Here is a 15,080-nt window from a genome sequence, read left to right on the forward strand (position 1 = left end):
ATTTAAATCAACAAGATTTAAACATTTTGTTGCGCTAAAGCACAACCTACAGGAGCTTGGTTTTGTATTCTGTAGGCCACCATTTATACTGAAAAACTAACAAGCTTGCCCGCATGCCCAACCACAGCTCCACGCATACTGGAAGTTGTAGCCCCCTAGCCAACCCGTCACATCAGTGACTTCACCAATAAAATACAAGCCTTTTTGCTTTTTCGATTCAAATGTCTTTGAGCTTAACTCATCGGTGTCTACACCACCCAAGGTCACCTCTGCTGTTCTGTAGCCTTCTGTGCCGTTAGGTTTGATCTGCCACTGGTGAATGTATTTTGCAATTTCATCAATTTCAGTGTGCGTTAATTGATTCAATGCTTTGTCTGGAATGGCTTGTTCGTTGAGCAACACTTCAATAAAGCGCTTTGGCAAGATATTAGACAAGGTGTTCTTTAAAGACTTACTGCCTTGCTCTTTGCGCCATTGATGAATAGCTTCATCTAATTGAAGGTCAGGCAATAAGTTAATCGTCACCGCTTGCCCTGCTCGCCAAAACGAAGAGATTTGCAAAATAGCGGGTCCTGATAAACCACGGTGCGTAAATAAAATATTTTCTCTAAATTCAGTGCCGCATTCACTCGAGACCAAACATGGAATACTCACCCCTGATAAACCATCAAAACGTGTTTTATCATGATCATGTAAGGTGAAAGGCACAAGTGCCGCCATTGTCGGCAACACCTTTAAATTAAATTGCTCTGCAATTTTATAGCCAATCGGCGTAGCGCCCAATTTCGGCATAGTTAAGCCACCAGCGGCTACAACCAGCGACTCACAGGTAAAGACACTCTCAGAGGTAGCTACCTGATAACCGCCTTCTGCTAGCTCAGAGACGTTTAATACTTCATTTCTGAGGTGTAATTCAACGCCCGCCCATTCACATTCTGTCATGAGAATATCAACGATATCTTGTGCGCTATTGTCGCAAAATAACTGACCTAAAGTTTTATGATGGTAAGCAAGCCCATGACGGTCAACAAGTTCTATAAAATCATGTTGTGTATAGCGGCTTAAACAAGACTTAACGAAATGCGGATTACCACACAAATAATTTACAGGACTTGCGCCCTCGTTGGTAAAGTTGCAACGTCCACCGCCGCTGATCAATATTTTACGGCCCGGTTTTTTGCCCATATCAACAACTGCAACACGTCTGCCTCGATAGCCAGCCTGAGCTGCACACATTAAACCTGCAGCACCTGCACCAATAATCACCACGTCGTATTGCAACATATTTTTCTCTGTTTTGCCGAAATCGAGGAGGATTATACCTTGATGGTGGGTCTTTTGTGCAAACAAGCATAAAATTAACACAAAATTACCGCCCATTTACATATATTTACATTACTAGTTAAAACTCTAAATCTTCATTTAAATTTAAAAAAACCTTAATAATCAGCACCTTTAAAAAATAAAAAGACGTTTATCCATCTACATATAACCATTGCACATACATTAATAACCAAACTTACCCTTCCAAAAAATTAACTTTTATTTTACTTTTCTTCCTCGCCGCAGTTTGGCGAAGAAAAACAACAAGTGACTATTGGGAAACTATTATGATAAGAAAAACACCATTTAAATTAGGCGCACTTAGCCTAGCAATGGCCTCTGCGATGGTAGCAGGTTCAGTTTCAGCTTTACCTTTTCAAGACCAAGTAAACACACCTACTGTTAACCAAACAGCGGCAAAACTAAAAAGCCAGTCAACGCTTGGCACTCAGTTCATCATCAAATATAAAGACAACATGCAACAGCAAATGATGATGTCAGCAGAGTTCGGAGAGTTTTCTCCATCAATGATGAATCAACGCGCTCAGTCTTTTGTTAAGAACTTTAAAAGTAAAAAAGCAAAAGTAACACCTCAGTACGTTCGTGCAATGGCGTTAAGCAACCACCACGTAATGCGTGTTAACAAAAAACTATCAGCGCTTGAAGCAAACGAATTAATGCAAGAAATTGCAGCATCTGGCAATGTTGAGTACATCGAAATTGACCAAATGCTAAAACCAACTGCGACTCCAAATGATCCACAGTACTCTGATCAGTGGCACTATTTTGAAAATACAGCGGGCATTAACGCACCAGCTGCATGGGATAGCGCAACTGGTGCTGGTGTAGTCGTTGCCGTACTTGATACAGGTTACCGCCCTCACGCAGATCTAAACGCTAACCTACTACCTGGTTATGACATGATCTCAAACACACTCGTTGCGAATGATGGTGGTGGTCGTGATTCAGACGCGAGCGATCCAGGTGATGCGATTTCTGCAAACGAGTGTGGATACACACACGGTGCACAAGGTTCAAGCTGGCACGGTACACACGTTGCGGGTACGGTTGCGGCTGTAGCAAACAACGGCGAAGGGGTTGTTGGTGTTGCTTATGACTCAAAAGTTGTGCCTGTACGTGTACTTGGTAAATGTGGTGGTTTAACATCTGATATCGCTGACGGTATTATCTGGGCTGCAGGTGGTTCAGTGTCTGGCGTTCCTGCAAACCCTAACCCAGCTGACGTAATCAATATGAGTTTAGGTGGCAGTGGTGCTTGTAGTTCAACAACGCAAAACGCAATTAACCAAGCACGTGCAAATGGTGCGGTAGTTGTTATTGCTGCAGGTAACGACAACGATAACTCAGCAAACTATAACCCAGGTAACTGTTCTGGCGTAGTGAACGTTGCTGCGGTAGGCCGTAACGGTGGTCGTGCTTACTACTCAAACTATGGTTCAAACATTGACGTAGCAGCACCAGGTGGCGCTCAAAGCTTTGCAAATGACCCTGAAGGTGTTTTATCTACTTACAACTCAGGTTCAACAACACCAAGCTCTGACAGCTATGCATATTCTCAAGGTACATCAATGGCAGCACCTCATGTTGCAGGTGTAGCGGCACTAATCAAACAAGCTAAGCCTTCAGCGACGCCTGATGAGATTGAAACGATTCTTAAAAATACGACTAAGAGCTTTGGTGCGACTTGTAACAACTGTGGTACGGGTATTATCGATGCAGCTGCAGCAGTTGCTGAAGCATCAGGCGGTGTAGTTGAGCCTCCAGTAGGTGACAATGTACTCGCTGATGGCGTTGCTAAAACAGGCCTTAGCGGTTCGCAAGGCGGCCAAGACTTCTACACAATGGAAGTACCAGCAAACACAAGCAAAGTAACATTCACGATGAGCGGTGGCACAGGTGATGCTGACCTGTATGTTAAAGCAGGTAGTAAGCCGACTACATCGTCATACGACTGTCGCCCTTATAAAGGCGGTAACAACGAAGTATGTACCATCGATAACCCAGCAGCAGGCACTTACCACGTAATGCTTCAAGGTTACTCTGCGTACACAGGCGTAAGCTTACAAGGTGATTTAACTGCTGGTTCTGTAGGTCCTCAACCAGGTGGTATCACTGAAACGAACCTTTCAGCAAGTCGCAGCAACTGGGTGCGCAAAACTGTTGAAATCCCTGCTGGCATGACAAGCTTCACAGTGACTATATCTGGTGGTTCTGGTGATGCTGACCTATATGTTAGACAAGGCAGCCAACCAACGACATCATCTTACGATTGTCGTCCGTACAAAAACGGGAATGCTGAAACTTGTACGTTCACAAACCCACAAGCAGGTACTTGGCACATTGGTTTACGAGCTTACAGAACTTTCTCTGGTGTGACACTAGACGCACAATATAAGTAATTTCTACCCTACTTATTAGGTCTCTTATAACAAAGCCGAGCTCAGCTCGGCTTTTTTGTGTTTGTCTTTTAGTCGCCATAAATGACGACCTACATATGATTAAAACACTTCGGTAGCAGCGATTTTATATCGCGTTCTGTTTTGGAAAAAGTTGTGCTTTAGTGCAAGATTAAGCCCTACTGCCTGTAGGTTGTGCTTTAGCGCAACAAGGTTTTTTAATTGTCGCCATTAACGATGACAAAACTACAGATTGAGTACTCCATTGCAGCTGTTAAAATTGCTCATTTCACCTTGCGCAAAAATAACCTTGCTTCGCAACGTATATTTTGCACGATAAATCGGTGTTACCGAATTAAAGACTCTTCACAAATTTTGTGAACTCTGGGCCTAAAGTTTCATCACGCATTGCATATTCAACAATGGCTTTTAGGTAACCCATTTTATCACCACAATCATGTACTCGACCGCTCATATGGAAAGCTTCTACTGTCTCTTGCTCCATTAGCATATCGATTGCATCGGTTAGCTGAATTTCACCACCAGCACCAATTGGTGTTTTCTTAAGGAGTGGCCAAATGTTTTTAGACAACACATAGCGCCCTACTACAGCAAGGTTTGAAGGTGCATCTGCAACTGCAGGCTTTTCAACCATTGTCTTGATTGGCGCACTTTCACCAGCACTTAGCTCAGCACCGTTGATATCAGCAATACCGTACTTACTGACATCTTCTTGTGCTACAGGCTCAAGCATGATTTGGCTAGCACTTGACTCTCTAAAACGAGCAATCATCGCAGCTAAATTTTCAGAGCTTTGATCTGCCGAGTACTCATCTAGAATTACATCAGGTAGTACCACAACAAAATCATCTTCACCTACGATTGGACGCGCGCACATAATTGCATGGCCTAAGCCCTTAGCTTCACCTTGACGAACATGCATAATAGTTACGTCTTCAGGGCAAATACCGCGAACTTCATCTAAAAGCTTACGCTTTACACGCTTTTCTAGCGTTGCTTCAAGTTCAAAACTTGTATCAAAGTGGTTTTCAATGGCATTTTTAGAAGAGTGTGTCACTAACACTATCTCTTTAATACCAGCAGCAACGCACTCTTTCACAATGTATTGAATAAGAGGTTTATCAACTAAAGGTAGCATTTCTTTAGGAATGGCTTTCGTCATAGGGAGCATGCGAGTACCAAGGCCCGCTACAGGGATAACTGCTTTCATAATTCGTCCAATTTAGTATTTATCGCCATATTCTTTGGCATTTTCGTTATTTTAACGGCCTTTAGAGTCGAATAACAACCCGTAAAGTACTATTAAAAGCCTTACTCAGGAATATGTATTTCTGTTTTTGGCAATAAAGGAGCTAACTTATTCTTAAGTGCTTGTTTTGCTAATTTATCACCATGTACAAGCTTAATCACGCTTGGCAAACTTTTCATCTTAGTTGCAAACCGAATTAGACCGGCTTGATCGGCATGGGCAGAGTAACCGCTGATAGAGTGAATTGCAGCCTTGATATTTACACGTTGATTATTAATAAACACGTACCCTCCTCTCGAACCATATTTTTGAATATCTCTCCCTAAAGTACCTTTAGCTTGATGACCCACAAATAAAACGTCTGCTGTAGAGTCTGGTAAAAATGCTTCTAAGTAATTTACTATGCGCCCGCCATTACACATACCACCAGCAGCGATCACAATCGCGGGCTGATTTCGCGTTCTTAGATAATTCACCACTGCAACATGCTCTTTGTGATCGCCTATTGTGACAACACTAGAAAAGTCCAGAGGGTGACGACCTTGTTTTACACGACGCTTGGCTTCGGTATCCCACAGTTCTTTAAATTCTAGATAAAATTCTGTGAAATTGGCTGCCATAGGTGAGTCGATAATGACTTCGATACTCTGCCATACTGACTTTTTAGGTGCGCTATGAATAATTTGCTCTAGTTCATACAATAACTCTTGAGTTCGACCAATACTGAAAGCAGGGATAAGCACAACACCATTATCACTAACAGCTTTCTCAATCACTTGTTTTAGCTTTTTAGTACGCTGCTTTCTACCATCATGGTTTTTATCACCATAAGTTGATTCAAGTACGAGCACATCGGCTTTATAAGGAGGTTTTGGCGTAGGTAAAAGAGGCGTGTAAGGCGCACCCAAGTCACCGGAAAAAACAATGCGCTTAGGTTTTTTGCTTTTTTCATGACGTTGCACTATATCAATTTCAACATATGCAGAGCCCAAGATATGACCTGCACGCTGAAAACGCATTTTTGCATCAGACTCGCAGCTTAAATTAATCTTGTACCATTGGTTAAACTCTACCGGCACAATTAGTTTTTGTAACAACTTGAGACAGCTATTAATTAATGTTTGTTCTCGTGTAACACCTACTTTCAGTGCATCTTCTATCACAAGCGGTAATAATTTGGCGGTTGCAGGGGTACAATAAATAGGCTTGGAAAAACCTGCGGCTAACAAATAAGGAATACGCCCAACATGATCAATATGACAATGGGTGATGATAAGCGCTGAGACGGTTTGTATATCAAACTCGATACTTAGAGATTGCCGAGATTCTTCACCTTGGAACAAGCCGCAATCAATGAGCAAGCTAGATTGCTCGCTGATAACCAGCTCATGACAAGAACCGGTTACCCCTTGAGTTGCACCATAGTGCTTTATAATTATTTCGCCATCTCCGCTTGGCATAATGCGCTCCTTTCTCAAACAAGAGCAACAATATCTAAGTTACAGGTTTGGGTAAAGTGAAGAAAGTGATGGTTGATGGTTGATGGAGAAGTGAATTGGATAATTAAGTACTTGATAGTAACTAAAGCAATCACCTGTAGGTTGTGCTTTAGCGCAACATGGTTTTTACAACTCCCCTATATTTGAATTACCCGACATAAAGTCGGTGCTACCGAAACGTAAAACACCTTGTCGTTATGAATAACGACAAAACTACAGATTGAGTACTCCATTGCAGCTGTTAAGATTGTTCATTCCACCTTGCGCAAAAGTAACCTTGCTTCGCAACGTATATTTTGCACGAATACAAAAAAGCGCTGGATAAACCAACGCTTTTCTAGACATTAATGATGCTCAGATTTATTAATCACTACCGAATAAATCTCGAGTATAAACTTTTTCTGCAACATCAGACAGCTCTTCATGCATGCGGTTAGAAATAATTACGTCTGTAGCTTTAAGCTCTTCTAATGACTTAACAACTTTCGAGTTAAAGAAAGAATCACCATCAAAAGAAGGCTCATAAACCACGACTTCTATACCTTTTGCCTTAATACGCTTCATGATGCCTTGAATTGCAGAGGCTCTAAAATTATCAGACCCAGACTTCATTACTAGCCTGTATATACCCACTACTTTTGGGTTCTTTTTCAACACAGATTCAGCAATAAAATCTTTACGTGTAGTATTAGCATCTACAATGGCCCTAATCATATTATTTGGCACATCTTTATAGTTTGCCAATAACTGCTTAGTATCTTTCGGTAAACAATATCCACCATAACCGAAAGACGGGTTGTTATAATGATCACCGATACGCGGATCTAAGCCTACACCTTGAATAATCTGCTTCGAGTCAAGACCATGCGCTTCAGCATAGCTATCAAGTTCATTAAAATATGCTACTCGCATAGCAAGGTAAGTATTTGAAAACAACTTAATTGCTTCAGCTTCAGTAGAGTCGGTAAATAACACTTCAACTTCTTCTTTTCTGGCACCTTGCTTTAATAAGTTAGCAAATACCTCGGCTCTTTCACTTTGTTCGCCAACAATAATTCTTGACGGGTGAAGATTGTCGTATAGCGCCTTACCTTCTCTTAAAAACTCAGGTGAAAAAATAATATTATCAACACTAAACTTCTCATTCACAGATTTAGTATAACCTACTGGAACCGTTGATTTGATTACCATAGTTGCACTTGGGTTTATTTTTAAAACATCTGTAATAACTGACTCAACACTACTTGTATTAAAGTAGTTTGTTTCTGGATCATAGTCAGTAGGTGTTGCAATCACGACAAAATCAGCGCCTTGTAGTGCCGACTCTTTATTTGTAGTAGCTGTAAAATTTATAGGCTCATTGGCTAAAAAGTGAGAGATTTCAGCATCGACAATCGGTGATTTCTTATCTTTTAATAGTTGGACTTTTTTTTCGTCAATATCTAAAGCAACTACCTTGTTATGTTGAGCAAGCAATAAGGCATTAGAGAGGCCAACATAGCCCGTACCAACTATTGTAATTTTCATTAAAATTCCATTATCTGAAGTTCAAAAAGGCAAGATATTTTACAGCATATAATCAGGACTTCAAACAACCTGTACATGGTTTAGTGTTTCAGAGATCTTAAACTGTCTGAGCCGCTGTTTAAATTTATAAAATAATTTATCGTAATTCCGTAAATAACGATCAACACAACAGCTAAACCAATCGGCGGTAGGTTGTGCTTTAGCGCAACAAGGGCTTTATAACTCCTCTATAAATTGAATTACCCGACATAAAGTCGGTGCTACCGCATAAAATACTTTGTAGCCATAAATAACGGCCTACAAAATTACAAATTGAGCACTCCATTGCAACTGCTAAAATTGCTCATTCCACATTGCGCAAAAGTAACCTTGCTCAGCAACGTATATTTTGCACGATGAGTCGGTGCTACCGTATCGTAAAATACTGTGTCGCCATAAATGACGACCTACACAACACTAAACCAATCAACTGTAGGTTGTGCTTTAGCGCAACAAGGTTTTAAAATTGACGGCATAGATAGCGACCCACAAAACTACAAATTGAGAACTCCATTGCGGCTGCAAAAATTGCTCATTTCACCTTACTCAGTAACGTATACTTTGCACAATTGTAGGCGCTGACTTTATGTCATGCCAAAAAAAGCGCGTTTCACCAAAAATGAACCGCGCCTTATTCTATACTCGTTGACTAGCAAACTTTACGCTCGCTAACTTATAAACTCTTATTTATAAGTCAAATACGCTTCTCTTAATCTCGCTAAATTAGCATACAGATAGCTACTAGAATTGCGGCCTTGATTCAAGAATGTGCGCTCCATACTTATACGCGTATACATCTTAGACGCTTGCCCTCTCACCAAGGCATTATGCGACTCACCAACACGGGTTGTTACCCCATGACGCCAAGCTTCATTGCCTTTAATTTGCCCATATGGTGTTACAGATATGTCTTTACGCGGGCTCAATGGAATACTAAAAGCAATACCTACTTGTTGGGCAGCTGTATCGGCCGCATAAATAGCAATATAGCTATCACCAAACCAGAAACGACTTTCTACTTTTACCCCTTCATCAAGGGCCCAGAATTTGCCCATACTGGCATGAAGCGTGATATCTTGCTCTGACCAATTAAATTGATATTCAGCTAAATAATAATCACGAGAGGCATCATAATCTTGATACTCAAATTTAGCGATATTTGCACTTAACTGATGGCGACCGCCAGGGCTGATCCAAGTTGTTTCATTAATCACACCATAATACTCATGATAGTTTCTGAACATACCCACTTGAGTCAGGTTATAAATATTAAAAGGTAGCTCTAACGCCTGATAGAAAACGGCTTGGTCAAGCCCGCCTTTTAAGCGACGCCCATTAAATGTATCACCCTTTTCAAAATCTTCAGTGTTAGCAACCACTTTTTGCATAGTCACATTTACACCAGCACCTTTCCAAAGCGGCACCTCAACATCAGCTCGAAGCGCCAATGAAAAATCATATACACCTAGCTCAGTTGCATAGGTTGCAGCTAATGCAGGAGAAAAAGTAACCCTAGGTAAAAAGTATGAGCTTTTCTCTGCGGTATTACCCACCCACATCATGCCCGATGGCGTTGCAACACTACCTTGGCGAACATCAAGATCTGGGCTTACCCCTTCAGCAATAAACTGACGATAGTTATCAACAGAGCCTTGAATATTCAATAAACCAATATCGCTTTTTTCTAACTGAATTAAGAAGCGCGTATGCTCTTTGGTAATGAACTCACCGATTCGGCCCATCACAAGACCCAATGCATCTAGGTCGTTACGATTAAATACTCTATTCTCGAACTTAACTACAACGCTTGGCGTTTCGTTAAAGCCAATACTGATATTTTCAAAACCATCTTCAATTAAAGCCAGTTTTAAACGGTGTACTTGACTACTCAAAGAAACGTTTTGTTTATTCTTGGGCTGGGAGCTATCAGCTTCCGATTTGTCTACTTTAGTAATCTCTGTTTTTTTAGGCTCAGGCGCTCTTTGGTTAATTACGATTGGCTTAGATAAATCAGAAGGCTCTGAGTTTTTCGCTACAACAATAGCAGGCGCTGGTTTGATTTCTGTGTAGTTTTTACGTGCCTGGCTAGATAGTGGCATAGTAAAGTTAACGCCATAATATGTGCTGTCATTTTCTGAATAGTCGGTATTACTATAAAAACGGCTAGTAAAAGTCAGTTCACCAATATCAAATAGCCACTCTTTCGGCACTGTTAAGCGCGCAGCAGCATTTACCGCTTCGGCATCATGTTCAACCTGCAATGCGAACCAATCTAGCGGCATCCACTCAATACCACCAAACGCGCCATTCAACATGCCAGTTTCATGATCGCTTTTTGCAGCACCAAGTGAAAACCTAAAGTCAGACCACTCTTTTGAGGCTACAGCAAAGTGTGTTCTATATTTATTAGCGGCCCCGCCAATATCTTTACTCCCTACAGCAACACTAAACCAATCTTTAGGAATATAAGGGATTTGATACTTTGCATTGAATGACAAGTCACGAAGCTGCTTTTCTTCCTCCGCCGAAAAACCAAATGTCATATCATGCATCGTACTCGACGCAATAAACCCAGTAACTTCAAGCCCATCAAACAAGCCCACTGAAAAAGCAAAATTATGCCCATCAACGTAATTTTCACCTCTGTAATCAAGCATATTGTTATAGCTAAAATCAATACTACCTGATTCCAGTACTTCAGCGTTGTTTGTATTTATTAATCCAGTAAACCCTGTAAAGTTACGGTATGTTTTAAGTGTTTCATCGGCAAAACTAGGCGCAGCAATAGCAACTAAGCCTGATGCGAGCAAAGGGAGTAGTTTAGACATAAATCCTAAGTCCAAGCGGTTATTATTTGTTCCAAAAATATAACAGCAATATAACACTGAAAGCGGAAAGCGGAAAGGACGAGTTGCGAGTTGCGAGTTGCGAGTTGCGAGTTGCGAGTTGCGAGTTGCGAGTTGCGAGTTGCGAGTTGCGATCAAATTGTACGTGAAATAGATTTCATGAGTCCACCTATCATTTTTGATAATTGCTCAGTTTCTGCAATCCAAGCATTTGCACAATCTTGAGATAATTCATTAATTTCTCTAGCAATATAGAGTTGAGTACGTAATTCACCGCAACTACCTTTCGCATAAGATAAAAACTTAATGCAATCTTTAGCTGTAATTCTTTCATAACCTTCAGCAATATTAGAGGGAATAGATAAACTGGAACGTGTAATTTGATCTTTTAGGCCATATTCTTTAGATATCTTAAAAGCCTTATAAACTGAACAACTTAAATCTAATGAGCGACGCCAAACTTCTAGATCTTCAAATCTCATACCAACCCCTGATAATAAAAAGCCAAATGAGAATTACCTAGTCAACTTGTATCCAGCTAACTCGCCAACTTATATCTAGCCAACTCGCTAACTTGTATCTAGCCAACTCGCCAACTTGTAACTACCTAACTCGCCAACTTGTAACTACCTAACTCGCCAACTTGTAACTACCTAACTCGCCAGCTTGTATCTAGCTAACTCGCTAACTTATATCTAGCCAACTCGCCAACTTGTATCTAGCTAACTAATTACTTAAAACTAACAACCTTCCTATCGTCAGCAATTTCTTGCTCAACACTTGTAGCTTTTGCATTCCAAACTAAATCACAGATTCCATCTGTAGGATTGAAGCCTGTAGGTGCGTCTAACAATAGCTGGCGAATTCTTTCATGTTCAAAATTATGGCAAGCAATATCTAGCGCCTCTAAAAATACATTCAACTCAGCAAGCGGGAGCATAACTTCTTTAGCTGTCATGATACGCTCATGGGTTGTGTTTTCGACGTTATCACCAATAAGTAACTCCTCATAGAGCTTTTCGCCTGGTCGGAGGCCTGTGCATTTAATTTCAATATCGCCATGCGGGTTAGACTCACTCTTAACTTCTAGGCCAGATAAATGCACCATTTTAGTGGCTAAATCTTTAATTTTGACTGACTCGCCCATATCTAGCACAAATACATCACCGCCTTTTCCCATAGCGCCCGCTTGAATAACCAACTGGGCGGCTTCAGGAATAGTCATGAAGAAACGTGTAATGTCTGGGTGAGTAAGCGTAATTGGCCCGCCTTCTTTAATTTGCCTTCTAAATAAAGGCACTACAGAACCAGATGACCCTAACACATTACCAAAACGAACCATACAGAAGCGGGTTTTGTGTATGCCTTTTTCTTTATTTTGAGCAAGGCCTTGTAAGCACAGCTCAGCCATACGCTTAGTTGTGCCCATCACATTGGTAGGGCGCACTGCTTTGTCGGTGCTCACCAATACAAAAGTTTCGACCTTGGCATTAATTGCAGCTTTAGCAGCATAGTAAGTACCAAACACATTATTTCGCACACCTTCAACCACATTATGCTCAACTAATGGCACATGCTTATATGCTGCTGCGTGATAAACCGTTTGCACACCAAAAGCGATCATACAGGTTTCTAAACGGTTTATATGCTGTACCGAGCCCATTATAGGAATCAATTCTATATTTAAACCTTGCGCTTTAATTGTCTCGTTCAATTCTTTTTCAATTGAATAAAGAGCAAACTCAGTTAACTCAAATAATACGAGTTTAGTAGGCGACTGTTTAATAATCTGACGGCAAAGCTCCGAGCCGATTGAACCACCAGCACCAGTAACCATAACTGACTTGCCTTTTATATTGGCATTCAATAAATCTTGTTTCGGCGTTACAGGGTCACGACCTAATAAATCTTCAATTTCGACGTCTTTTATTTCTTCTAGTGTCGCGCGGCCCTCAACAATGTCGACCATACCGGGAATAGTCATGACTTCTACTGGTAAATTTTCAAGTTGAGAAAGGATTTCTTTACGACGCGCTCTATTTTCACTTGGCATGGCCATTAATATTTTTTTAACTTTTTTTCGTTCAATTAGGCTAAAAATGCCACTAAAAGCAATCACTGGAATGCCTTGTAAAATGGCACCTTGTTTAGACTTATCATCGTCTATGAATGCGCTAACATAATACTCATCGCCAGCACCGATTGCAGGTGCTAATTGACGTCCAGCCGAGCCTGCCCCATAAATAACAACGGGTGTTTTATTAATTGTTGCTAAACGGCCAACCATAGCACGAACCATAATTCTTGAACCGCCTACGGAGAGAATTAGAAGCCAAGCATAAATAATTGGCATAGTTCGAGGTATTGATACTTGAGTAAAAAAGGAGGCCATAACCAGAACCACAGTACTAACGACTGTACCAATTAAAATTGCGCCTATGGCATGAGCACCAACATACCTAAGAACAGCCCTATATAGCCCTAAGTTGATAAACACAAATAAACTAACCGGCAGTACTAAAGAAAGAATAAACCAGTTATTTAATTCAAAAAAAGGCGATATGCTATCTAGCCTTACTATTAATGCCAACCAAAAAGCACTAAAGATAAAAGTTGAATCAATTAATAGTGTGAGAAGACGCTTTTTTGAACGCGATGAATTAAGAAGAGATTGGAACCAACTATCCACTGTAAATCCTTGAACTGAAAAACTTCAATCTAATAGGCTAACTATCTAGTCATAGAATACAAATATACACAAAAAATCAACAACTGTCATTTCAGTATTATTAAATAAACAGCTTTCAGTATTTTTACCAATCAAAAGTTATAGCCTGTAGGTCGCGCTTCGACCTAACAAAAAAATAACAAAAGTACGGTGCAATTACTACATCACACCGCGCTGCTTGTTCAGTACTCGCTAACTTTAATCTCGCTAACTCGCAACTTATAGCTTATAGCTTATAGCTCAATTTCAGCCTTTCTGCGCCAACTCAAAAACCTCTTTCATGACTTTAGTGGTTTTTGCAATCTCAGCCTCAGTCAGAGTAGGGTGAACTAAGAACATTAGTGACGTTTCACCAAGCTCTACAGCATTCTTTAATCGCTCGGCAGGTCGCCAAGGTGTATTATCAAAAGCTTTCTCCAAATACACTTCTGAACAACTTCCTTGAAAGCTCGGCACACCGCGTTCAACAATTTCATTTACAATTCTATCTCGGTCCCAGCCGTCAGCTAACAATTCAGGTTTAACAAACATGTAATGTTTGTACTCAGCATGCTCTATATAATCTGGCACTTCAACTAAGCGAATACAATCAAACTCACTTGCAGCTTTATCTAGTTCATAACCATAAGCCTGTCGCTTGGCAGTCCAATCATTCATGCGAGTTAATTGAATACGACCAATTACAGCCTGCATCTCAGTCATGCGCCAGTTTGTACCAAAGCTTTCATGCAGCCACCTAAAGCCTGGCGGATGCTCACGATTATAAATCGCATCAAAGCTCTTGCCGTGATCTTTATAGCTCCACATTTTTGACCACAACTCTTTTGAATTAGTAGTCACCATGCCGCCCTCACCTCCTGTAGTCATAATTTTATCTTGACAAAAACTCCAGGCTCCAATATGACCAATAGAGCCAACTGATTTGCCTTTATATCTAGCACCATGAGCTTGCGCACAGTCCTCAATTACATAAAAGCCATGTTTTGCACTAAGCGCCATAATGTCATCCATTTCAGCGGGCATACCTGCTAAATGCACTACAATTACAGCCTTTGTATTGGGGGTGAGAACTGCTTCAATTGACTCAGCAGTAATGGCTTGACTATTTAAGTCAACATCGGCAAAAACTGGCGACGCCCCCGCTGTTACAATACTACTCGCTGAAGCCAAGAAAGTACGTGGTGTAGTAATTACTTCATCACCCTTACCTACATCTAAAGCTTTTAATGCAATATCAAGTGCAAGTGTACCGTTACCTAAAGCCACTGCATATTCAGTATCAGCCCAAGCGGCAAATTCTTTTTCAAATTCGCGCCCTTCTGTGCCAGTCCAATAATTTACTTTATTTGATAATACAACACGACTTACAGCATCAGCTTCTTGCTGAGTAAAACTAGGCCATGGTGAAAAAAGAGTGTTTAACATTTCAAA

Annotated in this window: 9 protein-coding genes; 1 reads left to right on the top strand and 8 read right to left on the bottom strand. The window is 40.7% G+C overall.

The genetic code is table 11. From position 1 onward, the window contains the following. Nucleotides 1–96 precede the first annotated feature (96 nt). Nucleotides 97–1,284, bottom strand: coding sequence for an NAD(P)/FAD-dependent oxidoreductase (locus tag ABMY35_RS00780; protein WP_349284608.1), 1,188 nt, complete (start codon nucleotides 1,282–1,284; stop codon nucleotides 97–99). Between the two features lie 383 nt (nucleotides 1,285–1,667). Here ABMY35_RS00780 and ABMY35_RS00785 point away from each other — a divergent pair, with 383 nt between their 5' ends. After that, a complete protein-coding gene (locus tag ABMY35_RS00785) occupies nucleotides 1,668–3,743 on the top strand; it encodes a S8 family peptidase (RefSeq protein ID WP_349284816.1) in 2,076 nt (691 codons plus the stop codon). 352 nt (nucleotides 3,744–4,095) lie between these two features. On the opposite strand, the gene galU is transcribed toward ABMY35_RS00785, so the two are convergent. From galU to ABMY35_RS00820, 7 genes are all read right to left on the bottom strand, one after another. Next, nucleotides 4,096–4,971, bottom strand: a complete 876-nt coding sequence (gene galU / locus ABMY35_RS00790; protein ID WP_349284609.1) for a UTP--glucose-1-phosphate uridylyltransferase GalU — start codon at nucleotides 4,969–4,971, stop codon at nucleotides 4,096–4,098. Nucleotides 4,972–5,072: 101 nt separating this feature from the next. Then, entirely contained in the window at nucleotides 5,073–6,449 is a 1,377-nt protein-coding gene (locus ABMY35_RS00795) for an MBL fold metallo-hydrolase (RefSeq protein ID WP_349284817.1), read from the bottom strand. A 423-nt stretch (nucleotides 6,450–6,872) separates the two neighbouring features. Next, a complete protein-coding gene (locus tag ABMY35_RS00800; protein ID WP_349284610.1) occupies nucleotides 6,873–8,036 on the bottom strand; it encodes a nucleotide sugar dehydrogenase in 1,164 nt (387 codons plus the stop codon). Nucleotides 8,037–8,758: 722 nt separating this feature from the next. After that, on the bottom strand, nucleotides 8,759–10,903 hold the full coding sequence (locus ABMY35_RS00805) for a YjbH domain-containing protein (RefSeq protein WP_349284611.1): 2,145 nt from the start codon (nucleotides 10,901–10,903) through the stop codon (nucleotides 8,759–8,761). Between the two features lie 152 nt (nucleotides 10,904–11,055). Beyond that, entirely contained in the window at nucleotides 11,056–11,403 is a 348-nt protein-coding gene (locus ABMY35_RS00810) for a four helix bundle protein (protein ID WP_349284612.1), read from the bottom strand. A gap of 248 nt (nucleotides 11,404–11,651) precedes the next feature. Further along, nucleotides 11,652–13,610: a nucleoside-diphosphate sugar epimerase/dehydratase gene (locus tag ABMY35_RS00815; RefSeq protein WP_349284613.1), complete on the bottom strand. Its 1,959-nt coding sequence runs from the start codon at nucleotides 13,608–13,610 to the stop codon at nucleotides 11,652–11,654. 285 nt (nucleotides 13,611–13,895) lie between these two features. Then, entirely contained in the window at nucleotides 13,896–15,074 is a 1,179-nt protein-coding gene (locus ABMY35_RS00820; RefSeq protein WP_349284614.1) for a DegT/DnrJ/EryC1/StrS aminotransferase family protein, read from the bottom strand. Nucleotides 15,075–15,080: the final 6 nt, after the last annotated feature.

The organism is Pseudoalteromonas sp. BZB3 (assembly GCF_040104455.1).
Taxonomy (GTDB): domain Bacteria; phylum Pseudomonadota; class Gammaproteobacteria; order Enterobacterales; family Alteromonadaceae; genus Pseudoalteromonas.